The 23087-nt window shown below is 32.9% G+C and carries 22 protein-coding genes and 1 pseudogene; 2 read left to right on the plus strand and 21 right to left on the minus strand.

Features of this window, described 5'->3' with window-relative positions; translation table 11 throughout:
• Positions 1–196: 196 nt before the first annotated feature.
• Positions 197–1189: a tRNA dihydrouridine synthase DusB gene (dusB, locus tag ACQY44_RS12600; RefSeq protein ID WP_194615050.1), complete on the plus strand. Its 993-nt coding sequence runs from the start codon at positions 197–199 to the stop codon at positions 1187–1189.
• Between the two features lie 93 nt (positions 1190–1282).
• Here dusB and ACQY44_RS12605 read toward each other — a convergent pair whose 3' ends face one another.
• From ACQY44_RS12605 to rbfA, 3 genes are all read right to left on the minus strand, one after another.
• Complete coding sequence (locus tag ACQY44_RS12605; RefSeq protein ID WP_428230691.1) at positions 1283–2710, minus strand: MATE family efflux transporter; 1428 nt, start codon at positions 2708–2710, stop codon at positions 1283–1285.
• Positions 2711–2880: 170 nt separating this feature from the next.
• Positions 2881–4080, minus strand: a complete 1200-nt coding sequence (locus tag ACQY44_RS12610; RefSeq protein WP_428230692.1) for an ABC transporter permease — start codon at positions 4078–4080, stop codon at positions 2881–2883.
• A gap of 1 nt (position 4081) precedes the next feature.
• Positions 4082–4474, minus strand: coding sequence for a 30S ribosome-binding factor RbfA (gene rbfA / locus ACQY44_RS12615; protein ID WP_055097718.1), 393 nt, complete (start codon positions 4472–4474; stop codon positions 4082–4084).
• Between the two features lie 240 nt (positions 4475–4714).
• On the opposite strand from rbfA, the gene ACQY44_RS12620 reads away from it, so the two are divergent.
• Entirely contained in the window at positions 4715–5134 is a 420-nt protein-coding gene (locus ACQY44_RS12620; protein WP_428230693.1) for a CBS domain-containing protein, read from the plus strand.
• Positions 5135–5180: 46 nt separating this feature from the next.
• On the opposite strand, the gene ACQY44_RS12625 is transcribed toward ACQY44_RS12620, so the two are convergent.
• From ACQY44_RS12625 to atpE, 18 genes and pseudogenes are all read right to left on the minus strand, one after another.
• The gene (locus ACQY44_RS12625) at positions 5181–6461 is read right to left on the minus strand and encodes a murein hydrolase activator EnvC family protein (protein WP_428230694.1); all 1281 of its coding nucleotides are present in this window, start codon (positions 6459–6461) and stop codon (positions 5181–5183) included.
• A gap of 23 nt (positions 6462–6484) precedes the next feature.
• Positions 6485–7267 (minus strand): DUF4292 domain-containing protein, encoded by a 783-nt coding sequence (locus ACQY44_RS12630; protein WP_428230695.1) that lies wholly within the window; start codon positions 7265–7267, stop codon positions 6485–6487.
• Between the two features lie 14 nt (positions 7268–7281).
• Positions 7282–8634 (minus strand): tetratricopeptide repeat protein, encoded by a 1353-nt coding sequence (locus ACQY44_RS12635; protein ID WP_428230696.1) that lies wholly within the window; start codon positions 8632–8634, stop codon positions 7282–7284.
• 46 nt (positions 8635–8680) lie between these two features.
• Positions 8681–9697: a sugar phosphate nucleotidyltransferase gene (locus tag ACQY44_RS12640; protein WP_428230697.1), complete on the minus strand. Its 1017-nt coding sequence runs from the start codon at positions 9695–9697 to the stop codon at positions 8681–8683.
• Between the two features lie 205 nt (positions 9698–9902).
• Positions 9903–10337 (minus strand): dUTP diphosphatase, encoded by a 435-nt coding sequence (dut, locus tag ACQY44_RS12645; protein ID WP_428230698.1) that lies wholly within the window; start codon positions 10335–10337, stop codon positions 9903–9905.
• A gap of 46 nt (positions 10338–10383) precedes the next feature.
• Positions 10384–11844: a lipopolysaccharide biosynthesis protein gene (locus ACQY44_RS12650; protein WP_428230699.1), complete on the minus strand. Its 1461-nt coding sequence runs from the start codon at positions 11842–11844 to the stop codon at positions 10384–10386.
• A gap of 94 nt (positions 11845–11938) precedes the next feature.
• Positions 11939–12385: a GNAT family N-acetyltransferase gene (locus ACQY44_RS12655; protein WP_428230700.1), complete on the minus strand. Its 447-nt coding sequence runs from the start codon at positions 12383–12385 to the stop codon at positions 11939–11941.
• Between the two features lie 724 nt (positions 12386–13109).
• Positions 13110–13286, minus strand: a complete 177-nt coding sequence (locus tag ACQY44_RS12660; protein WP_428230701.1) for a hypothetical protein — start codon at positions 13284–13286, stop codon at positions 13110–13112.
• Positions 13287–13411: 125 nt separating this feature from the next.
• A complete protein-coding gene (locus ACQY44_RS12665) occupies positions 13412–13903 on the minus strand; it encodes a hypothetical protein (RefSeq protein ID WP_428230702.1) in 492 nt (163 codons plus the stop codon).
• A 10-nt stretch (positions 13904–13913) separates the two neighbouring features.
• Positions 13914–14756 carry a hypothetical protein gene (locus ACQY44_RS12670; protein ID WP_428230703.1) on the minus strand — a complete coding sequence of 281 codons (843 nt, stop codon included), beginning with the start codon at positions 14754–14756 and terminating at the stop codon, positions 13914–13916.
• Between the two features lie 7 nt (positions 14757–14763).
• The gene (locus ACQY44_RS12675) at positions 14764–17376 is read right to left on the minus strand and encodes an OmpA family protein (RefSeq protein WP_428230704.1); all 2613 of its coding nucleotides are present in this window, start codon (positions 17374–17376) and stop codon (positions 14764–14766) included.
• A 26-nt stretch (positions 17377–17402) separates the two neighbouring features.
• Positions 17403–17898: pseudogene (locus tag ACQY44_RS12680) on the minus strand (DUF4280 domain-containing protein).
• Positions 17899–17910: 12 nt separating this feature from the next.
• Positions 17911–19080: a LysM peptidoglycan-binding domain-containing protein gene (locus ACQY44_RS12685; RefSeq protein WP_428230705.1), complete on the minus strand. Its 1170-nt coding sequence runs from the start codon at positions 19078–19080 to the stop codon at positions 17911–17913.
• Positions 19081–19194: 114 nt separating this feature from the next.
• Entirely contained in the window at positions 19195–20055 is an 861-nt protein-coding gene (gene atpG, locus ACQY44_RS12690) for an ATP synthase F1 subunit gamma (protein ID WP_428230706.1), read from the minus strand.
• Positions 20056–20145: 90 nt separating this feature from the next.
• Positions 20146–21723 (minus strand): F0F1 ATP synthase subunit alpha, encoded by a 1578-nt coding sequence (gene atpA / locus ACQY44_RS12695; protein ID WP_428230707.1) that lies wholly within the window; start codon positions 21721–21723, stop codon positions 20146–20148.
• A gap of 38 nt (positions 21724–21761) precedes the next feature.
• Positions 21762–22295, minus strand: a complete 534-nt coding sequence (atpH, locus tag ACQY44_RS12700) for an ATP synthase F1 subunit delta (RefSeq protein WP_428230708.1) — start codon at positions 22293–22295, stop codon at positions 21762–21764.
• Between the two features lie 4 nt (positions 22296–22299).
• The gene (locus tag ACQY44_RS12705) at positions 22300–22800 is read right to left on the minus strand and encodes a F0F1 ATP synthase subunit B (protein ID WP_428230709.1); all 501 of its coding nucleotides are present in this window, start codon (positions 22798–22800) and stop codon (positions 22300–22302) included.
• 88 nt (positions 22801–22888) lie between these two features.
• Complete coding sequence (atpE, locus tag ACQY44_RS12710; RefSeq protein WP_008465835.1) at positions 22889–23086, minus strand: ATP synthase F0 subunit C; 198 nt, start codon at positions 23084–23086, stop codon at positions 22889–22891.
• Between the last annotated feature and the right edge of the window lies 1 nt (position 23087).

The raw sequence follows: 23087 nt of genomic DNA on the forward strand, positions 1-23087 counted from the left end.
ATTAACTAGTGTGATTTCTCCCTTCGGTCGAAATGACAAAACACTGCAAAAATTTACAAAAACCACCCCCTTTTATTAAATGAACTATCTAACTTATAGGATTTAAAAACCTTTGTAACTTTGTTACTCTGAACCTTTGAACCTCAATTTGGTACAAATTAAACTAAATGTTGTAATTTTGCACAAAATATTGAAGATGGTCAAGATTGGCAACATAGAATTACCCGAATTTCCTTTATTACTCGCACCGATGGAAGATGTTAGTGATCCGCCGTTTCGCAGATTATGCAAAACGCATGGCGCTGACATGATGTATTCTGAATTTATTTCATCTGAAGGATTAATTCGTGATGCGATCAAAAGTAGAATGAAGTTGGATATTTTTGATTACGAACGTCCGGTTGGAATTCAGATTTTTGGTGGAGATGAGGAAGCAATGGCACTTTCGTCTAAAATTGTTTCTACAGTAAAACCTGATTTAGTGGATATTAATTTTGGATGTCCGGTAAAAAAAGTGGTTTGTAAAGGTGCCGGAGCCGGAGTTTTAAAAGATGTAGATTTGATGGTGCGTTTGACAAAAGCGGTTATCAGAAGTACTGATTTGCCTGTAACAGTAAAAACTCGTTTAGGCTGGGATGATAACTCGATCAACATTGATGAAGTTGCTGAAAGACTTCAGGATATTGGTGTTCAGGCTTTAACGATTCACGCCAGAACCCGCGCCCAAATGTATAAAGGCCACTCTGACTGGTCGCACATTGCACGTGTAAAAAACAACCCCAGAATTACAATGCCTATTTTTGGAAACGGCGATATCGACAATCCGGAAAAAGCATTAAAATATAAAAACGAATACGGCATTGACGGAATCATGATTGGCCGTGCTGCCATTGGTTATCCGTGGATTTTTAACGAAATCAAGCATTATTTTAAAACGGGTGAACACTTAGCTGCTCCTACGGTTATTGATCGTGTAGAAGCTGCGAGAAATCACTTAATGTGGTCAATGGAATGGAAAGGCGAACGTTTAGGAATCGTTGAAATGCGCCGTCATTATACCAATTATTTCAAAGGAATTCATTCGTTTAAGGAATACAAACAAAAATTGGTAACTACTGATGAACCGGAAGCTTTGTTTGCTATTATGAAAGAGATCGAACAGGTTTATGCTGGATATGAATTTGTTTAGAATATAATAATCTTTGTCAAAGTTTAAAACTTTGACAAAGATCCTGATACAAAAAGACCTTCAAAATTTGAAGGTCTTTTTGTATTTATAGATTTATACCTGAATACGTTTCCATTTCCCTCTTTTGTAAAAGAAAATACTTGCCAGTGTTATAGCCGTTTCGGCAACCGGAATTGCAATAAAAACTCCTCTTGGTCCCATATTAAAATGTTTGGCTAAAACGTACGCTAACGGAATTTGGAACAGCCAAAAACCAAAGAAATTAATTCCGGTTGGTGTCCAGGTATCTCCTGCTCCGTTGAAAGTATTAATTAAAACCATTCCAATTCCGTAGAAGATAAATCCGATGCTCATGATCTGTAAAGCTTCGACGGCTATTGTTTTTACCAATTCATCATTAGTAAAAAACGAAATAATATACTGACCAAAACATAATGTGATAATCATAATGGTTGTCATAAAAATAACATTGTATTTGGCTGTTGTATAGACTGATTTTTCCGCACGATCGATTTGTTTGGCTCCCAGATTTTGTCCTACCAAAGTTGCAGCCGCATTACTTAATCCCCAAGCCGGAAGAATGAAAAACATCATAATTCTAAGTGCAGTCTGATATCCTGCCGAGCCGTGATCGCCACCCGTTGTTGCTACCAATTGCGCCAGAAAAATCCAGCTGCAAGAAGCAATAACGAATTGCAAAACTCCCGGAGCAGCAATTTTTACTAATGCTTTTATCTGCTCAAGATCCGGAATAAAATAAGAAATTTTAATTCTTAAAACTCCATTTCCAAAAAACAAATGATAGAGTTGGTACAATACTCCAATGCTTCTTCCCAAAGTAGTAGCAATTGCAGCTCCTGTTAATCCAAACGCAGGAACCGGGCCGAAACCATTGATCAATATTGGGCATAAAATAATATTACAAATATTAGCTAACCAAAGACTTTTCATGGCAATGGCTGCATTTCCGGCGCCACGAAATATTCCGTTGATCAGGAATAAAAGCATGATGCATAAACTTGATCCAATCATAATTTGTGTAAAGAGGTAGCCATGTTCTGCTGCTGCCTCAGAAGCTCCCATGAGAATTAGAATTTCTTTGGCATACATAACGCCCAGGATACTTATTATGCTATTAATCGCAAATGCAATAATAATAGCCTGCATTCCTGCCTTTGCAGCAGCAACAGGATCTTTTTCGCCTATACGTCTTGCTACAACTGCTGTTGCGGCCATACTCATACCAATAGCAACTGAATATATAATGGTAAGTACAGATTCTGTCAAACCAACGGTTTGAATGGCAAAACTACTATGTTCTAAATGTCCGACGAAATATAAATCGACTAAAGCAAAAACAGATTCCATCATCATTTCTAAAACCATCGGAATGGCCAATAGAATAACTGCTTTTTTGATGCTACCTGCTGTATAATCAAAAGATTCATCTCCTTTGATTGCTTGTTTTAAAGTGGTATAAATTTTAGAAAATAAACTTTTCTGTATAGTTGTTTCTGTCATGATGTATTAGGATAAATGATAAAATTAGTCCGGATTCAAAGATCTGAACTGAAGAAAAATAAACGTAAGTATCCTAATTATTCGAAAAATAAAATAGGATTAGGCAGAAACAATCATATGCGGTAGTTTTTTAAGAGGATAAATATAAGTAATATTTTTACTAAGAAGTACTAATCCAATAACTTTTTGCTTACACGACTGCTAGCTATTAAAGAAGCCACAAAACCAAGTGATACAATAGTTGCCATAACTATCAGTACATTTTCAAGATTAAAAACGACTGGATATGCCAGAGTTGGCGTGATCATAATCAGTTCATATTGTTGCTGTAGCAATACCAAAATGATCCCCAGAACGAGACCAACTATGCCTCCAAAAACACTTAATAAAGTTCCCTGAAGCAGGAATATTTTTCGCAAACTATTGATTTCAGTTCCCAGATTGAAAAGGGTTTTTAGGTTTCCTTTCTTTTCTAAGATCATCATAATCAAAGCTCCAACTAAATTAAAAAGCGCCACAATAATCACCAAAGTAAAAATCAGGTAGACCACAATATTTTCTGTGTTTAGCATTTTATACAAAGACTCATTCAGTTGTTCTCTGTTTTTTAATGTGATTTTATGATTGAAAATTGTTTGTAATTTAGCTCCAATCTCATTTTCATCTACGTTTTTTTTCAAATGAAATTCGATTCCTGAAATCTGGTTGGGTTTGTACATCAGCAATTCCTGAGCTAAACCCAAATCAGCAAACACATATTTCGAATCCAAATCTTCGCTGATGGAGTAAATTCCAACCGGTAAAACATCTGTTTTATTAAACGCTTCTTCGGGATTTTCGATTGCTCCTTTTCCTGGTTTAGGTGCAAATATTTGCAATGGATTTTCGAAATCCAATATTCCCATCGAGAAATCCTGGGCGATTCCGTAACCTATAACCACCTGATAAGTTTCGGGTTTTAGCCATTCTCCGTTAAACAGTTTTTTCTTGATATTATTAACAACGGGATAATTTCTATCAACACCTTTTAAATAGGTTACTTGTTGTTTGTCTTTAAAAAGAAACAAAACGCGTTCTTCGATGATTTTGGTATACGAAACAATACCGTCAATCTTTTTAATTTGATTTTCCTGATCCGGTGTAATCAAAAATGATTTTCCGTAAGTACTGGTAATTTTTAGATCCGGATCTATTTCGTTTGTAAACGAAAGACTAAAGACTTTTAATCCGCTAAAAACGGATAAAACCACAAACAAAGCCATTGTGCCAACAATAATTCCCATGCTGGCAATGCGATTAATAATATTGATAGCATTGTTTTTACTTCTGCTAAAAATATAACGTTTGGCTATGTAAAGCGGGAAATTCAATTTATGATTTTCTTCTTTTTTCTAAAAGATCACGATTTTCGATTGGGTTTTCTCTGTTTGATAATGCGTTATCAATTTTTTCGATATAATCAAGAGAGTCATCGATAAAGAATACCAGATTGGGTACACGACGTAATTGCAAACGTACGCGTTGTGATAAATCATGCTTAATTAAAGTCGAATTTGATTTTATACCTTCTAAAGTTTCTTTGGCTTTGTCCTGAGGAAAAATACTTAAATACACTGTTGCCACAGATAAATCTGAAGTAACGCTAACTTTGGATACCGAAATTACCAAATTACTAATTCCGTTTTTTCTCACTTCACCTTGCAAAATATCAACCAAATCTTTTTGGATGACACCGCCTATTTTTTTCTGTCTATTTGTTTCCATAGTGCAAAAATACTATTTTAAATTTCAATCAATACAATTTCAAATGAACAATAGAATGATTTTTATATTCTTATCTGTTTTATCTCTTATAAAGTTACAATTTTAATCTTCTTTTTAAATGAAAATCCAAAAAAAGAGGTTTTTACAATTGCACCAAACTATCTCTACGAGATGACAAAAATCATATTATTTATACGATTTATTTTACATATTTGATACAACTTTAAAACCTAATCAATTATGAAAAAAAGAGAACCAATCAGTCATATAATGACTAAAGGTGTCGTTACTGTAAATGAAAATGACAACCTAAGGGATGTAGTTGAAAAATTAAAGAAACATGCCATTCGTCACATTCCGGTAGTTTGTGGTAAGGATGTAATTGGTATTATTAGCAGAACAGATATCAACCGATTGACTTTTGGAGCTTTATTCGAAGGTCAGGAAGGTGCTGACGAAGCTATTCTTGACATGCTGAACATAGCTCAGGTCATGACATCAAAACCGAAGACAATATCATCTGATACGATCATTAGAGATTCGGCAGAAATATTTGTGAAAGAAGAATTTCATGCGCTACCGGTAGTTGATAATGGAGAACTTAAAGGGATCATTACCACAACTGATGTTTTAAAATATTTTTTGGAACAATATGATTAAACAAAAAATGAATTACCAAAAAGGGAGCTAATTAGCTCCCTTTTTATTATCTATTTTGTAACCATCCTTCCGGATTGTTGTTTGATGTATTTTGAAGAATTAAAAACTTAATGATTGTTTTCCCTGTGTCTCCACTGGTTCTTACTTTTCCAATAACTTGTTTGACTTTTACTTTGTCACCTTGCTCAACAGATACCGAACTTAGGTTTTGATATACTGTAAAGTAATCTCCGTGCTGAATAAAAACAGCTCTGTTTACAGGAGACAAGGCTATAACTTTTGATACTACTCCTTCAAATACGGCTCGTGCATTTGCTCCTTGTTCAGTAGTAATCTCTACGCCGGAATTATGAACCGTTAGTGTTGGATACAGTGGATGCGGCTGATCTCCGTAACCAAGAGATATAAATCCTTTCTCTACCGGCCAAGGTAATTTACCTCTGTTTGCTTTAAAATCGGCAGCTAAAATTTTACCTTCCGGGGTTAATGTAATTCTGTCTGATGAATAACTTTTAGGTGCTGATGCCTCTGCTTTCTCTGCTTCACTAGCTTTACCTTCTGCAATTCTTTTACGTCTCTCTTCTTCGGCTCTTTGATTGGCTAATCTAATTTGTTCACGGATAAGATCCTTAATTTTAGCATCGATTCTTCTCGATTCCTGCTGTTTAGATTTTGTATCGGCAATAATTTTATTCTTATCTTTTTTAATCGAGTTCACCAACTTTTGCTGTTCTTGCTTTTCGACTTCTAAACTTTGCTTTTCCTTTTCATTCTCGGCAATAATCTTTTTCTTAACCTGCCTTTGTCCATCCAACCTCGCATTATAATCAACTAATTGATTCGTTTTTGATTGAATTTCTAAACCTTGGTTTTTTCTAAAATTAGTATATTGTTTTAAATATTGTGCTCTTTTATAGGCTTGTAAAAAGCTCTCTGAAGATAAAATAAACATGGCCCTACTTTGTTCAGATCTGCTTTTATATGATTTCAGAATCATTTTTGCATAATCTTTTTTTAATATTTCAAGTTCCTTTTTAAGCTTATTAACCTTAACCTGGTTAATATACATGTCATTACTTAAAAGTTTTTCCTGTTTTGCCGTAGTATTGATCAGTTTCTCTTTCAGTTTAATTTTATTTGCCTGAATCAAAAAAACATTCACTGCTGATTTTTCTTTTTTCTTTACAGACTGCAACATTTTTTCATTATCTCTAATTTCCTGTTGAATCTGAGCTTTACGCTGTTCCAGTTTTTCTTGTTGCGAATCTTGTGCCCACATAAATGTAGTGGCACAAATAAAAATTAGACTTAGGAGAAATTTTGGCATGTTTATTTTTTCTTTTTGCAAATTTACTTAATTATAACTTTTTTATAACCACTTGGCACACTATAAGGGAAAGAAAGTTCTTCATTAAACGAAATATTGTTATAATTCAAGTTAATAATCGTTTTCCCTTTGGGCTGAATTGCATTAATTTCAATACTTGTTGGAATTATCCCCTGATTAAAAACTTTATTTTCACCATATGCAATTTGCAACATTCTGTTTTCTGAAGGTTGAGAAATCTCTTCCTTTTGCAACAAATATTTATCTGCATCCAAATAGAACGCTTTTTTCAGTTTATGATCTTTTTCATCTTCCAGCTTAAAAAGGTTTTCTACAATTGTCTGTGTATATTTTCCTTTTCTTAAATCATCCAGTGCTTCTCCAACTAATAAATTCTGAACTTTGCTGTAATCCAGTTCAGTGCCGAGCCATTTGCTTAAACTGCTAAAATCACCTTCGTAATAAGTGCTGTTTATTTTTTCATAATAACTTACAGTAGTTGGGGTTATCAAAGCTTTAGCCATTGTAATTCCTAAAAAGCGAACACTTACTAAAATTTGTTTGTCTTTTTCGATTCTAATATCCGCAGTAACATTTTGACTTTGTTTATCATCAACATATCTGGCGCTGGCTTTTATGTATAAAGTAGAGAAATCTAACTTATTGTCATAATGTTTTTCAATTGCTTTCTTATCTTCTTTTGTAACAACTTCAGTGGTACCATTATTATTTTGTACCGCAACCGCTTTTGATTTACAAGAAACTATAAAAGCCATCAACAATACTAGCGCTATATATTTTTTCATCTGAATTTAGTCTTTTATTTTTTTTTCTTTAATAATTCATTTGCCTTCAAAAAGTATTCCTCTTTTTTCTTCGCATCTCCCAAACCATTATACGCTTCTCCTAATTGAATATTAAAATTTCCCTCGAGCGTTTTATCATCCACAACATAATCAAGTCCCATTTCTAAAACGGTTTTTGCGTTTTTAAATTGTTTTAACTGATTGTTTCCTAAACCGGCATAATAATAAAATTGGGGCTGACTTGGATAAACTTCAATCATATTCATCGCTCTTTTGGTCATTGGTTCAAATTGTTTTGCCTGCGTATAAGCTTCAAGCAATAACAAATTGGTTTCCCGATCTGTATCTGAATTTGTTTTTAAATCTTTTTCGTAATATTTAATAGCATTATCGAACTGCCCTTTACTATGATAAAATTTCCCAATTTCTTTTGCAACGTCTATTTCTTTATCGTTATCGAAATAAGATATCGCTTTTTCTAAATCTGGAGCATATTGTGGATTTTTATTCACATAAATCAAAAACTCATTCAGGGTACGATGCTTTATTTTTGAATCAATTTTTGAACTTGACAAAATTACATTCATAGACTTAATCGCTTTATCAGCTTGATTGGCGTCTAAATATACTTTGAACATACTGACTTGTGCCCATTCAGAATTTGGAACTTCTTTAGCTAATTGTCTTGCAACATCTACGGCCTTATCTGTTTCTTCTGCTTTAGAATATAAAAAGATCAGATTTACATAATTTGATTCTTCTTTCGGATTCTTTTTTATCTGATCAATAAGATTTGTGATTTCTGCATTTTGATATTTCCCCTGAGATAAAATCTGCATTTTGTAGCGGTCACGATCTTCTGATTTCCCGAATTTATCGTTCATCTCATTAATCGTAATAAGTGCTTTGTCAAATTGGTTGGTGATCATATACAACGAAATCAAATCGTCTTTATATTCTTCATCAAAAGCAATTATTTTCTGAATTGTTTCAATTGCCAAGGGATAGTTTTTGGTTTCAAAACTTACATCATAAATTCCCAACCAATACCATTTATTCTTTGGATCTAATTGTGTCGCTTTTTCAAACGAATCCTGTGCGTTTCCATAATCTTTTAAAGACAGGTAATTTTTTCCTAATTCAAAATAAGCAACAGCGTCATTAGGTTTTAACTTAATACATTTTTGTAATGATACGATAGCTTTATCATAATTTTCGATTCCTTTTTGTTTTAATGATTCATAAAAAGCATCTTGATAATCATCTGTTGCCATAGCAATATCTTCCGGTTCTGTCTGAGCCATAACCGAAATTGGATTGCCGAGCAAAACAAAAAATAGAATTACTATAACTCCCTTTTGTATCATCTTTAAATTTTAATCTTTAAACAAAAACGAATCTCAAAACGTATATTTATTCTAAAACCGAATAGTCACCAATGCTAATACTGGTAAACTTACCATCATAAACAACGTGATTTCCTATCATGGCATTGTCTAAGTTAGCGTTTTTTATTTGAGAATAAGTTTGTACCAAACTATTTTTAATAGAACTGTCAATTACGTGACATCCTTTCCCAATAGATACATTTGGACCAACTGTTGCATTTTTCAATACTACATTTTCACCAATATAACAAGGAGGAATAATCGTTGAGTTTTCTAATTGCACATCATAATCTACTAAATGTTCTCCGTCATTATGCAAGAACCCTAACATTCTCGAATTGGTTTCAACAGTAACATCTTTGTTTCCACAATCCATCCATTCGTCAACGCTACCTGTTTTAAAAACTTTACCGTTAGCCATCATCGCTTTGATCCCGTCGTTGATTTGATATTCTCCACCATTTTGGATATTATTGTCCAAAACGCCTTGAAGTTCTTTTTTCAAATCACCAACTTCCTTAAAATAATAGATTCCGATAACTGCTAAATCACTTACGAATTCTTTTGGTTTTTCAACCAATTCTATAATTTCGTTATTGGCATTTAATTTTACAACTCCAAATGCTTCCGGTTGTTCTACTTGCTTTACCCAAATTACAGCATCAGCAGCAGGATCTAATTCAAAATCGGCTCTGATCAATGTATCTGCATAAGCAATTACCGCAGGACCAGATAAAGAATCTTTTGCACACATAATAGCATGACCTGTTCCTAAAGGTAAATCCTGACGATAGATTGAAGCTTTCGCTCCTAAACTTCCGGCTAATTCTTCTAAACTTGCTACAAGATCATCTCCAAAAAAAGCAGGATCTCCTAAAATAAAAGCAACTTCTTCAATAGGCTCTTTTAATATTTCGGCAATGTCTTCCACTAAACGATGAACAATAGATTTTCCTGCAACCGGAATTAATGGTTTTGGAATGGTTAAAGTATGTGGTCTAAGTCTTGATCCCCGACCTGCCATTGGAACGATTATTTTCATTTGTGTTTTTTTTATTTAACCGCAAGGTTCGCAAAAGGTTATTCGCAAAGATCGCTAGGTTTATTCATTTTATTTTTTAAGATCGCAAAGTACAGAAACTGAAAACTGCGACTGAGAACTATTGAATCGCAAAGTTCACCAGATTTATTCATTTCATTTAAGGTCCCAAAGTATAGAAACTTATTACTGGGACTGCGACTGAAAACTACTTTACCCCGGTACTTCCAAAGCCGCCTTCGCCTCTGGAGGTTTCAGAAAGTTCTGCAACTTCCATCCACTCCGCTCTTTCATGTTTAGCAATTATCAATTGTGCAATTCGCTCTCCGTTTTCGATTACAAATTCTTCATTTGATAAATTTACTAAAATTACACCTATTTCTCCTCTATAATCAGCATCAACAGTTCCTGGAGAATTTAAAACCGTAACTCCTTTTTTTGCTGCTAAACCACTTCTTGGTCTTACTTGTGCTTCGTAACCAATTGGCAATTCTATAAAAAGACCCGTTTTTACGATGGTTCTCTCTAATGGTTTTAACGTAATAGATTCAGTTAAATTGGCACGCAGATCCATTCCTGCCGAAGCAATTGTTTCGTAGTTTGGTAAAGCGTGCTGTGATTTGTTGATAATTTGTATTTTCATTTTTATTTAAAAGATTAAAAAATCAAATTGAATATTAAACTCAATTCTACTTTCTATTCATAATTCCTTTGATCGTTTCTTTTTCGTTGTGATACACAAAATAGATGAAAGCTAAAAATAAGGGAACTCCAACAAAATAATTCTCTCTAAATCCGTAAAAAGAAATAGCCGAAAATACAATTGAAATTCCTAAATAAGCCCCAATTTTGTTCATGTCATAAGGTATTGGATAATATTTGTTTCCTAAAACATAAGATATTAACATCATACTTCCGTAAGCTGAAATAGTTGCAATAGCTGATCCGTAATAGCTGTACTTTGGAATTAAGAAATAATTTAAGACCAAAGTTACGATAGCGCCAACAATTGAGATATAAGCTCCTATTTTTGTTTTATCTGTCAGTTTATACCAAACTGATAAGTTGTTGTAAATTCCTAAAAAGAAGTTTGCCAATATAATCAAAGGAACTACTTTCATCGCTTCCCAATAGGCTTTATTGTCAAGCAAAAGATACTTTAAGACATCTGCAAAAACAATAACCCCTAACAAAATCAACGAACCCAGTATAACGAAATATTTTGTGATCACAGCATATGTTTGTGGTGCATTGGCATTTTTAGCGTGACTAAAAAAGAAAGGTTCTATTCCTAATCTAAAAGCTGTTGCAAACAAAACCATAAATAAACCTAACTTATAACATGCTGAATAAGCACCTACTTCTGATTTTGCGAGATTCTCTGGTAATAAATATCCTAATAGGATTTTATCAAAATGTTCATTAACCGCAAATGCTAATCCCGCAACTAAAATTGGTAAACCATATTTCATCATTTTCTTCCATAATACCGGATCGAATTTTCTTCCCAACGAAAGATAATTTGGCGAAAGCACAATAAAAGTGGCTAAACTCGCCAGTAGATTGGCTATGAAAATATAGGCAATCTGGAAATTCTCGACATATAAATTATCCCAAACTGAATTAGGATGTGAAGCTGCAAGTTGTGGCAGGTACATTAAGAAAAATATATTCAGTAGTAAATTGATTACCACATTTCCAATTTTAATTGCTGCGTAAACCTTCGGTCGCTGATTGGCCCTAAGTTTAGAGAAAGGTATTAAAACCAAAGCATCTAAAACTAAGATCCAAACCGTGTACGTAATATACTGCACATCAACTTCAGCAAGACTTGCCAGCGTGTTTCTAAAAATTAAAGCGGCAAATAAGAAAATAATTGACGACCAAAAGATCGATATTGTCGAAGTGGCGATTACATTTTTCTTATCGTCCTCGGCGCTGTAAAATCTAAAGAATGCCGTTTCCATTCCGTATGAAAGAACCACATTAAAGAAAACCATCCACGACAAAACAATCGAAACCTCGCCATATTCTGCAGTTGGTAAAATACCAGTATACAATCTTACTAATAAAAAACTTAGCATTCTTGGCAATACCGTTGCTAGTCCGTAAATAGCAGTTTGTTTGAACAGATTTTTATATAATCCCAAAATAATTTTATAATAAAGTTTGTAAAACAAAAATAACCAATTCTTTGGTTTATTATTGATTTTGTAGGTTCAATAAAAAAATTGGCTTGTAATTTTATTGAGTTAGTTTTTTTTCGTCCAGAATTTTAACAAAATGAAAACCTTTTGGTGCATAGCCTTGATTGTAGTAAAAGCGATGTGCCGCAAAATTTCCGGTAAAAGCATCTAAAACTATAGAACTGCAATCCAGATCTAAAGCCTTTTTCTCGATATAATCTGTGAGCAATTTTCCAATTCCGTTTGAACGAAAATTGGGGTTTACTACAAAATTATCAATCTCAAGATATTTTCCTGTCCATAATTTTGTCGCTGCCCAGCAACCGGTAATTCCCACGCACATATCATTGTCAAAAACTCCAATCTGAATGTAATTGTGAGGAACCATTTCAGAAAGGTAAGCCTGATATTTTTCAACTGATAAATTAGGATAAAGAAACCGCATGGTTTCAATTTGAGCCACCATTGTTTCTATTGTAGTAAGCTCTTTTAGTTGTAGATTCATTGTATTAAAAATAGGTTTCAAAAATACTCATTTTTTTGCATTGCCCATCAAATAATTCTCATCATAATAAGATGTGTGAAATCTATAATAAAGATTAAAAATTGTATAAGTTTCCACGAGTACTTCTGTGCTAACTTTGTATCAAAGGGAATGAGCAAAGCTAAAATACAACCCTTCAAAAAAAAGCAAAGCATTGGGACTAATAAAGCTAGTTTGTTCCCACAAAAGACAAAGCAAAGGGATTGATTCTGCTGAAATGTAACCCTCACAAAAAAACAGAGCATTGGGACTAATAAAGCTAGTTTGTTCCCATAAAAGACAAAGCACAAGGGATTGATTCTGCTGATATGTAACCCTCAAAAAAACAGAGCATTGGGACTAATAAAGCTAGTTTGTTCCCATAAAAGACAAAGCACAAGGGATTGATTCTGCTGATATGTAACCCTCAAAAAAACAGAGCATTGGGACTGATAAAGCTAGTTTGTTCCCATAAAAGACAAAGCACTACAGAGGTGATAAATCTGTCAATAATTTTATAAAATGGTAACTGATTCTCAGTTTTTGATTGAATTGAGAATCACCATTTTATAAGTTTAAAAATTAGAAAAACTAAAACTACTATATAAATAAAAAGAGCCGATAATTACTTATCGGCTCTTTTTTGTATGTCTTTATTAGAATTTATAAAATAAATTCAATCGCGTTATTTTTATACAATAAACAACTAAATTATCTCAAGTTCCGAATTTCCTTTAGGAATATAGAACATTTGATCGATCATGAGTTCTTCTTTTGTTTCTTCATTATATAAATAAAATGCAGGTTCTCCATTTAGTTTTTTAAATGTTGCTAACTTTCCATAACCGTAAAATCTTAAGATAGTATCTTGTGGAAAAGGCATTACTTTGAAACCATTTTTTACATCGTCAAGTAAACCTTTAATCCTTGCATTAGTGACTCATCATAAGTGGAAATGTAAGTTCTGTGCTATATTTGTTTTTTCTAAGTGTGTTTTAACCATTCATATTAAAGAACTAGATTTAATCCTTCTAAAAATTCACTGTAAAAAGTTAATTGAGGTAGATCTTTAAAATTATTAACAGAAAGCTTAATTACTTTTCCTAAACTATTCCACTGTAATTCTTCTCCAAATTCATTTCTAAAATTAGTTTTATATTTTCCAATTGATTTTGAAAGATACTTTTCATTTTGAGAAAAAAAATCATTTCCTTCTATTTGTAAGGTGAACCCAATTATTTTTGAGTTTTTATAAAATATAAATGATTGTTTTCCTTTATAATTTTCAATTGTGAAATTATCTTCATCAAATTGATAATAACCAAAAGTTTCGTTTCCCACTTTACTCAAAAAATTAGTTGAAGATAAAATGGAATAAGATTGATCTAAAATTGTATTTAGGTTAATCACATTATTATTTGTACAACTTACAAGGGCAGGAGATATGTATAAGCCTAATGCTCCTAACCCTGTATTTATAATAAATCTTCTTCTATTCATAAATAATTACTTATATAATACTTAATCCTTTTTCTAAAGTTCTGGCATGAAGCTTAACTTCAAGTTCAATATTTCTTTCACCCTCGGCTATATTTTTTTTAAATTGAAGCGCGGAACTTCCATCCAATCGTACTAATGAAACTAATTTACCGTACCCATAAAATTCTAATTTTAATTCAGCTTCATTTAAAGGAAGTACATCTAATTTTTTATTAAATAAGTTTATAATACTATCTCTAACTTCTTGTTTTCTAATGGAATTAAAATAAAAAGCTTTAGTTTGTAAATCTTCTTTTTCTTTAGATAATTCTAAAAATTTACTTGCATTATGCTCTTTTAAAAGAGCATGAATTTGAATAAAAAACTCTAATACTTTTTGTTTAATAATTGATTTTTCTATTTTAGATAAATCAACCGAATTTTGCCAACCATCTAAAACAAAAGGAAGTTCTACTTCAATTTCTGCAGCAATTTCAAAAAAAGGTAGTCCTTTTACTGGACTTGTAATTTTATTATTTTTATCAAAAGAAGGTCCAGGGCTATTTAATTCTGGAAAAAAGCTATGTTTTGTTTCTTTCCAATTGTCAATATCGGATAGATTGAACGAAATATTCATTCCGTCATTTTCTGTTAAAGTTTTTTGCCCGAATCTTGGAAGCAACTTCCCTACAACTTTATATTTTCCACTTTGTAAAACAATGTGATTGATAGGTACAGAACCGTCTAAAATTCCATCTTTAGAATCCTGACCTAAAAAACTAAAAACAGGTACGTCATTTACTAAAACTTTTCCAGCACAATTTAGATTTGGATAAAGTTCGTAATAAGGATTGTTTATTTTATAATTTCCCATTTTGTATTTAATTTAAATAATGTTTACTTAGTTTAATTTCTTTTTTAGGTACAACCTCAGAATATTTCTTTTCGACTCCCTCCTTAAACCATCCAATTGTAACTTCTGCTTCAAATGTTATTTCAAGTCCTGAAAATTTTAAAGTTGGTTCTATATAAATACCATTATTATCTGAGTCGATTTTCATTTCTCCTCCAAAATATGCATCTCCAGTTGCCCGTGCCAAAGCTTCAAAAGTTATTATAGGTGATTTTTTTCTATACCAAGGATTATTGCCTGCTTTTACTTCTACAATTAATTTCATACCCATTTTACCACCAATTAATAAATATCCATTTTGAGTTCCTTGTATACTATTTATAAGAACATCATTGAACATTATTTCAATCTCTCCATAGAATTTTGCATCTGCAGAAATCTCTGCTCCAACCTTCTTACCTGTACTTCTTATTTTTTCAACAATTTTTGAAATTGCAGGGCTACCTGTTGTTGCATATGAAGCAACTGTTATTGCTGCTGCAATTAGATCAATAGTTAAATTTGCTCCTATAAAAGGTTTTGCTCCAAAATTTAATTTCCCAACCATTGCAAGATTTAAAAAGTTCTCCTCTTTTTGCAAATACCACGAACCTACTATTTCAAATTTCGGATATTGTACACCAAAACTAACAGGTATTGAAGTAGTTTCTAATATTCCACGACACACATTAATTCCACCTTTAATCAAATCAATAGCTTTTGCTAATTGTTTTGCTAATATCTCTGTTTTCTTTTCCCATTCTTTAGTTAAACTTATTTTTCGCTGCGCATCATCCCATTCTGCCTTAAGTCCTATACCAACCACAATAGGGATCTCCCCATTTTTATTCATCAACCATCTTTTATATCCTTCTTTAGTTGCTATTTTTTGATGTTTTTCAAAAATCCTATATTCTACTGGCATATTAGTGTGAGAATAATCTTTTACATCTATTTTTAATTCAAATGCTAATTCCCACTTGATGTCGGGATAAACCATTACCTGAATAGTAGGATTCGAGTCATTAGAAAAATAGCGGCAGGAATGCACACCAATAGCATATTGATTTGCGAAAACTTTCGGCCAAATATACTTTAATGGAAAAAGATTAAACTGGCTTAAGTTTGATTTTATCGGAAAATCTAATTTATTTGTAACTTGATCTATTGCTTTAGTATACTCCGTAGAATTTATTGTAATGTTTTTTTTGTGTTTTCCTTTTTCTCTAAAACAGCCTTTGTTTTGGTATTCTGTTATATCAATTGTAATGTTTTTGTTAGTACTTGGCGCAATTGTTTCATAAACAACAGTTTGGGCATCATGCCCATAAGAATCAAAAGTAATATCTACGCGACGATTTTCGATATATTCTTTGTCGCTTTTATATTTAATATTATCACGTCCTTTTTTATCATCGGTTGGGTTTACTTCTCCACGACCAATAGAAACAATTCTACTGCCATCTAAACCTCCATCTGTAAATATTTTTTTTACAGCATCGCTTCGTTGTTGCGATAATTTTTGGTTGTATTGCTCTTTTCCTATTACGCAGGCGTGACCATCAATTCTTATGTAAGAATGTTGCGATCCTAACAAATATTGCAGAACATTATTGAGTGTTGTTTTTGCCTCTGTAGTTATATCATATTTTTCAAAATCAAAAAGAATCGTTTTTAAAATTGGTGTTTTAGGATTCGATACATTTTTTAATTTTTCACCATTATCAAAAAGCCTTATCGGTGTTTTTTTGCTTTCAGTAATCTCAATAATTTCAAATCTGCAAAGTTCGTGTCTTTCTTTGTTTTTGTCAGGATCTCCCGTTTTTAAAGGAGATAAATTTGTTGGAGGCTTTACTTCCTGAGAAGCTATTTTTTTATTAATTTTTAGATAACAGGCATGTTTAGTCTCGTCTTTACCATTAGGGATATAGAGTTTAATAGCAGGATCAAAAACTTTTACATAAAATTCTTCCGTTTCTTTTATCCCCATTAGTTTTGGGTACCACGAAAAAGTGTTTTTTAAAGCTAGATTTATTTCGCCATCAATTACATCGACACTGGTGTATCGATGCAATGGAGTTTTGCCATCACCGGATTTTCTAAAAATATCAACAGTTAAATTTAAATTTCCGTTAAGTCCTTCTGTCATTAAATTTAAGTAGATGGTTTCCCCATATTTAAATAGGTGCTCTTTGGTAACATCTTTACCATCATTAGTTGTACACCATTTACTGCTTACTATTTTTGCAGGACAATGCCCGCGTACCACCAAACCTGTTTGGTTTATTACATCTCTATTGCCTGAAAGACTAGCTTCTATATAATATTCAAATGGTCCGCATAAGGCATTAGGAATACTTATTCTTTGTGGTACGTTTGCAGAATGTATTCTTTGTACAATAATCGTATTCTTTTTTCGATCTTGAAGTATCCAGGTAATGTCCTTTTTTTTATCTGCTTCTGTCGTTCCTTCATACCATAAATCAACTTCAAAAAAAACTTCCTGATCTCCTGCAATTACGACTTTTTTATTAGGGGTAGATAAGTTCGATATTACTTTTCCTTTTCCTGTCCATTTTATTCTTTTTACACCTTTTGCCATTTTAAATTTTATTCAAATTATTGCCATTAGAAATTTAATCCCTTATGTGCAGCTTCTTTTGCATACATATCCCTAACATCAACCATTGGGTTTATAAGGTTATGCACCATTGTGTCAACATTTTTAAAATTTTGCTCGCCTGGTTCTGCTGTTTGCCCGTGATTTGTAATTTCAATACAATCGGGCGCTCCAAGTGGGCAGGTTGCTTTGCTGTCTTCCAATAATATTTTACCTTGGTTACTTAATGTTACTTTTTCATAATGACCGCTCCACTTTGTTATTACGGCCTGACAAGGTGCAAACGAGCTGCCGGTAGGTTGTTTTTTTGCAATTACCAAAAGTATTTTTTTCTAAAGTCTGACCAATTTCTTTGGTTGTGGCAAGAAGTTTATCAGATCCTTCCTTATCATTACCAAAATGTTTGGTTTGTGTTTTAACTTTAATTTTATCTGTTTTAGAGGAGTCTTCACTAAACTTGCATTTGCACGTAGCTCCCTGTACTACGTAATGTTTTTCGCTCATAATATTAGTTCTTTAAAATTGCCACCATTTTTTTTTGGGTTTGACTTCTTCAACAAATAATTGTATTTCGGGAGTTGTTCTCATTTCCTTTTTATCATTTAGATTAGATATCGTAACGGAATATTTTTGAGGAGTATCTAATTCTAAACTACAACTTACAAAAATGGCTTCGGGCATATGATTTAAAGGATTCAGGAAGTATTTTGCCCTGTAATTGCCAGCAACTTTTTCTTCTGAATATTCTTTTACAGGTAAATTTAATTCTCTCTCAAAATCGGTTTTATGGCGATCATCATCTAATTTTCCATCAATGTCAATTACTATGAAATTATCGATATCGAGATAATCATCTACTTTTTGATTTACTTTATAATTTAGGTTTTCACTTTTTGCCATTAGAGGAAAGTCAATCTCTGTTTGAATAGATAAAGAAGAAGGAAATTGAATATGGATTCCGTTAAAAAAAGCATTCAAAAACCAGTCTTTTGACATTGAAAAATATAGCGCATCACTATTTTCTAAGTTTCTATCATATATAGAAAAATATTTTTCGACCTGATCTCTTTTATAGTATTTTCTGATTTCTTTTTTTGTTTCTTGCCAGCGTTCTTCAATCTGACTGAAGTTATTAATGTAAACCCACTTTCCCCTTTCATCAACAACCACCAATAAAGGATATAATGCAGAAGAAGCTTTTTGGGCAATTTCTTCGACCATAGTATTCGTTATAGAATCGTTAACGTAAGTAGATTCAATACGATTAACTTCAAAAAAATAAAAGTTATTATCGCTTTTTGCTTTCCATTTTATATTGAACTGCTGTTTTACGGTATCTATTTTACCTCCATTTTGTATGGTATAAACAACACTGTATGAATTGTTAATTTGTGCGCTGTCGAGCGAAAGAATGATAGAACAATTGTTATGAACTACCTTTTTCCTGTCTTTTTCTTTTTCGTCATCTGTAAGTTCGATCTTTTCCGGAGCTAAAATCACATATTCCAAATGGTAAGGAAAGTCTGCCCCTATTAAATCTTTTACGGATATGCAAAATCGATTATGATAACTTCTGAGAAAGGAAGGCTCGATGCTTAAATCTTGAGCTACACTGAGTAATGTATCTCCTTTTTTAATCTTATACGTTAAATAGTCTTCATACGAAGGCTCTGGAATGAAAAGCATATATTATAAATGTCTAAAAATCAAATATACGTTTTTTCTTTCAATTTACTGAGCAATACGTACAAAAAAACCGACAATTGCTTGTCGGGTTCTTTGTTGTATGTCTTGAATAAATTATCCGTTTAAAGCTTCTGCTCCACCAACGATCTCAAGGATCTCATTAGTAATAGCTGCCTGACGTGCTTTATTATAAGTCAATTTCAATTGGTTTCTTAATTCAGTTGCGTTGTCAGTTGCTTTGTGCATAGCTGTCATACGCGCTCCGTGTTCTGAAGCAAATGAATCGCGAATACCTTTGTATAATTGTGTTTTTAATGATTTAGGAATCAAAGTTAATACAATCTCTTCTTTTGAAGGCTCGAAAATATAATCTCCTGTCGAAACCGGCACATCAGATTTAATTGGAGCTAACGGTAAAAATTGTTCTGTCTGAACGATTTGTGTGGCAGCATTTTTAAACTGATTGTAGATCAATTCGATTCTGTCGTAATCTCCAGATAAAAATTTCTGAGTTAAGTTATCAGCAATTCCGGCAACATTTTCAAAAGTTAAATGATCGAAAATTGCATTATGATGACCGTGAACTTTAAAAGATTTACTTAGTACATCATTTCCTTTTTTACCAATAGGAAAAACATCAACTTGTTTTCCAGCGTAAAATGCAGTACGGTTTTTAACCTCCTTAATAATATTTGTGTTGAATGCTCCACATAAACCTCTGTTTGAAGTTATAGCAACAAGCAATACTTTTTTTACTTCACGTTGTGTTGTATAATCTCCTCCTACTTCACCATCAAGTGTTGCGGAAAGGTTTTGTAACAACTCCGTTAATTTCTCGGCATAAGGGCGCATTGCAGTGATTGCATCTTGTGCTTTCTTAAGCTTTGCTGCAGAAACCATTTTCATTGCCGATGTAATCTGCATCGTCGATGAAACGGAAGTAATTCTATTACGGATTTCCTTTAAATTTGCCATCTATTAATTAGAAAATGTGACAATTTGAAAATTAGATAATTAGAATGATGTTAAAACATTTTCTAATTATCTAATTAACGAATTATCTTATTAGTTATATTTTGCTGAAATTTCTTTTGCTGCTTTTTCGATTACATCAGTAATGTTGTCATCTAATTTACCAGCTTTCAAAGCGTTAAGCGTATCTTTATGTTTACTGTTTAAGTAAGCTAAGAAATCTGCTTCAAACTCTTTTACTTTATTTACAGGTACGTTTCTTAATAAGTTTTTAGAACCAGCGTAAATAATAGCAACTTGGTTTTCTACTGTATAAGGATCATTTAAACCTTGTTTCAAGATCTCAACGTTTCTTCTACCTTTTTCAATTACGTTTAAAGTAACTGAATCTAAGTCAGAACCAAATTTAGCGAAAGCTTCTAATTCACGGAATTGAGCCTGGTCTAATTTTAAAGTTCCGGAAACTTTTTTCATTGATTTAATCTGAGCATTACCTCCAACACGAGATACAGAGATACCTACGTTAATTGCAGGACGAACTCCAGAGTTGAACAAATCTCCATCAAGGAAAATCTGACCATCTGTAATCGAAATTACGTTTGTTGGGATATATGCCGAAACGTCACCAGCCTGAGTTTCGATAATTGGCAAAGCAGTTAATGAACCACCACCTTTTACGATAGGCTTGATAGAATCCGGTAAATCGTTCATGTTTTTAGCAATTCCGTCATCCGCAATTACTTTACAAGCACGCTCTAATAAACGAGAGTGTAAGTAGAAAACGTCTCCAGGATATGCTTCACGTCCCGGTGGTCTTCTTAATAAAAGAGAAACCTCACGGTAAGCAACAGCTTGTTTAGATAAATCATCATACACAATAAGTGCAGGACGACCTGAATCTCTAAAATATTCTCCAATTGCAGCACCTGCGAAAGGAGCATAAACTTGCATTGGAGCCGGATCAGAAGCATTAGCTGCAACAATAACGGTATAAGCCATTGCGCCTTTTTCTTCTAACATTTTAGCAATTCCTGCTACAGTTGAAGCTTTTTGCCCAATTGCAACATATATACAGAATACAGGTTTTCCTGCATCGTAAAATTCTTTTTGATTTAAGATTGTATCGATACAAACAGTTGATTTACCTGTTTGACGGTCACCAATAACAAGCTCACGTTGTCCACGACCCACCGGGATCATAGCATCTACTGCTTTAATACCTGTTTGTAATGGCTCAGTTACCGGCTGACGGAAGATAACACCAGGTGCTTTTCTTTCTAAAGGCATTTCGTACAAGTCTCCACCAATTGGTCCTTTTCCATCAATTGGAAAACCAAGAGTGTTCACTACACGTCCTACCATTTGCTCACCTACTTTAAGAGATGCAATACGTTGTGTTCTTTTTGCTGTTGAACCTTCTTTGATTCCTGTTGATGGTCCTAAAAGTACCACACCAACATTGTCTTCTTCAAGGTTCAATACAATAGCTTCAAGTCCGTTATCAAATTCAACTAACTCACCATATTGTACATTCGATAGCCCGTAAATACGAGCAATACCGTCTCCAACTTGAAGTACTGTTCCTACTTCTTCTAGCGTAGCACCAGATTCAAAACCTTCTACTTGCTTTCTTAATATTGCTGAAATTTCAGCAGGTTTGATTTCCGCCATCTTAATTTATAATTTAGACACTTTTATGTGTAATAAAACTAATTACTTAACTCTCTTTTTAATACCTGCAATCTGTTTGCCACAGATGCATTGTATTGTTGATCACCTATTCTTAAAATAAATCCTCCAATGATTGATGGATCTACTACATTTTCTATTGTTATTTTCTTATCTGATAATGTCGCCACTTTTGCTAAAACTTTAGCTTCTAAAGTTGCATCCATTGGAATTGCTGTTGTAACTTTTGCTACTTCAACACCATTGCTCTCATCAAATAATCTTTTGTATTCTAAAGCAATTGCTTCCAGAATTTCAAATCTCTTGTTTTCAAATAATAAATGAAATAACCCTTTGGTTACGCTATTTACATTTTCAAAAACTTCTAAAAGAGCACTTTCTTTAACTTCAACTTTTGTAGTTGGGTTTTGAATAAATGTACTCAATTCTGCATTAGTATCAATTGTTGAAGCAATTGATTTCATGTCGTTATTTACAGCTTCGGCAACACCTTTAGAGTTTGCTAAGTCTAGAATTGCTTTTGCATAACGAATTGCTGCTCTTGTACTTGCCATAATCTTAGTTTAACTTTACGTCACCCAACATTTTCTCTACTAATTTAGTTTGAGATTCTTTGTTCGATAATTCTTCTTTCAACAATTTTTCAGCAATGCTTAATGATAAAGTAGAAACTTGTAATTTCAATTCAGCCATAGCAGCATTTTTTTCACTTTCGATAGCAGCTTTCGCCTGAGCGATCATTTTTTGACCGGCTTCTTGTGCTTCGTTTTTAGATTCAGCAATCATTTTATCTTTCATTTCACGAGCTTCTTTTAGCATCGCGTCACGTTCTGCACGAGCTTCATTCAAAATTCTTTGATTATCAGCTTGCAAATTTTCCATTTCTCTTTTTGCGTTTTCAGCAGAAAGTAATGCATTTTTAATACCTTCTTCTCTTGCAGTAATAGATTCCATAATTGGTTTCCATGCAAATTTTACTAAAAGTAAAATTAATACCAACAAGATTAAAGCTTGCCAAAAGAATAAACCGAATGAAAAATCGTTAATTAACTTATCCATTTTATAACTATATTAAATATTTAATTTCTTTTTTAAAAGTAACAACACCTTTAACCAACCGTTAAAGATGTTGTTATTTCTTTCTTTATTATTTTCCTAAGATCAAAGCAGCAAATGCTAAACCTTCTAATAAAGCCGCGATAATAATCATCGCAGTTTGAATTTTACCAGCAGCTTCTGGCTGACGAGCAATAGCGTCCATAGCAGATCCACCGATTTTACCTAAACCTAAACCTGCTCCGATTACTACTAATCCAGCACCTACTAAAGTTGGAATTGTTCCCATA

The sequence above is a fragment of the Flavobacterium sp. genome, assembly GCF_965277525.1.
GTDB lineage: Bacteria > Bacteroidota > Bacteroidia > Flavobacteriales > Flavobacteriaceae > Flavobacterium.

Bases quoted from the DNA above. Each gene is read 5' to 3' on its own strand.
- dusB (WP_194615050.1), top strand. From the start codon at position 197: ATGGTCAAGATTGGCAACATAGAATTACCCGAATTTCCTTTATTACTC.
- ACQY44_RS12605 (WP_428230691.1), bottom strand. From the start codon at position 2,710: ATGACAGAAACAACTATACAGAAAAGTTTATTTTCTAAAATTTATACC.
- rbfA (WP_055097718.1), bottom strand. From the start codon at position 4,474: ATGGAAACAAATAGACAGAAAAAAATAGGCGGTGTCATCCAAAAAGAT.
- ACQY44_RS12620 (WP_428230693.1), top strand. From the start codon at position 4,715: ATGAAAAAAAGAGAACCAATCAGTCATATAATGACTAAAGGTGTCGTT.
- ACQY44_RS12625 (WP_428230694.1), bottom strand. From the start codon at position 6,461: ATGCCAAAATTTCTCCTAAGTCTAATTTTTATTTGTGCCACTACATTT.
- ACQY44_RS12630 (WP_428230695.1), bottom strand. From the start codon at position 7,267: ATGAAAAAATATATAGCGCTAGTATTGTTGATGGCTTTTATAGTTTCT.
- ACQY44_RS12635 (WP_428230696.1), bottom strand. From the start codon at position 8,634: ATGATACAAAAGGGAGTTATAGTAATTCTATTTTTTGTTTTGCTCGGC.
- ACQY44_RS12640 (WP_428230697.1), bottom strand. From the start codon at position 9,697: ATGAAAATAATCGTTCCAATGGCAGGTCGGGGATCAAGACTTAGACCA.
- dut (WP_428230698.1), bottom strand. From the start codon at position 10,337: ATGAAAATACAAATTATCAACAAATCACAGCACGCTTTACCAAACTAC.
- ACQY44_RS12655 (WP_428230700.1), bottom strand. From the start codon at position 12,385: ATGAATCTACAACTAAAAGAGCTTACTACAATAGAAACAATGGTGGCT.
- ACQY44_RS12660 (WP_428230701.1), bottom strand. From the start codon at position 13,286: ATGCCTTTTCCACAAGATACTATCTTAAGATTTTACGGTTATGGAAAG.
- ACQY44_RS12665 (WP_428230702.1), bottom strand. From the start codon at position 13,903: ATGAATAGAAGAAGATTTATTATAAATACAGGGTTAGGAGCATTAGGC.
- ACQY44_RS12670 (WP_428230703.1), bottom strand. From the start codon at position 14,756: ATGGGAAATTATAAAATAAACAATCCTTATTACGAACTTTATCCAAAT.
- ACQY44_RS12675 (WP_428230704.1), bottom strand. From the start codon at position 17,376: ATGGCAAAAGGTGTAAAAAGAATAAAATGGACAGGAAAAGGAAAAGTA.
- ACQY44_RS12685 (WP_428230705.1), bottom strand. From the start codon at position 19,080: ATGCTTTTCATTCCAGAGCCTTCGTATGAAGACTATTTAACGTATAAG.
- atpG (WP_428230706.1), bottom strand. From the start codon at position 20,055: ATGGCAAATTTAAAGGAAATCCGTAATAGAATTACTTCCGTTTCATCG.
- atpA (WP_428230707.1), bottom strand. From the start codon at position 21,723: ATGGCGGAAATCAAACCTGCTGAAATTTCAGCAATATTAAGAAAGCAA.
- atpH (WP_428230708.1), bottom strand. From the start codon at position 22,295: ATGGCAAGTACAAGAGCAGCAATTCGTTATGCAAAAGCAATTCTAGAC.
- ACQY44_RS12705 (WP_428230709.1), bottom strand. From the start codon at position 22,800: ATGGATAAGTTAATTAACGATTTTTCATTCGGTTTATTCTTTTGGCAA.
- atpE (WP_008465835.1), bottom strand. From the start codon at position 23,086: ATGGGAACAATTCCAACTTTAGTAGGTGCTGGATTAGTAGTAATCGGA.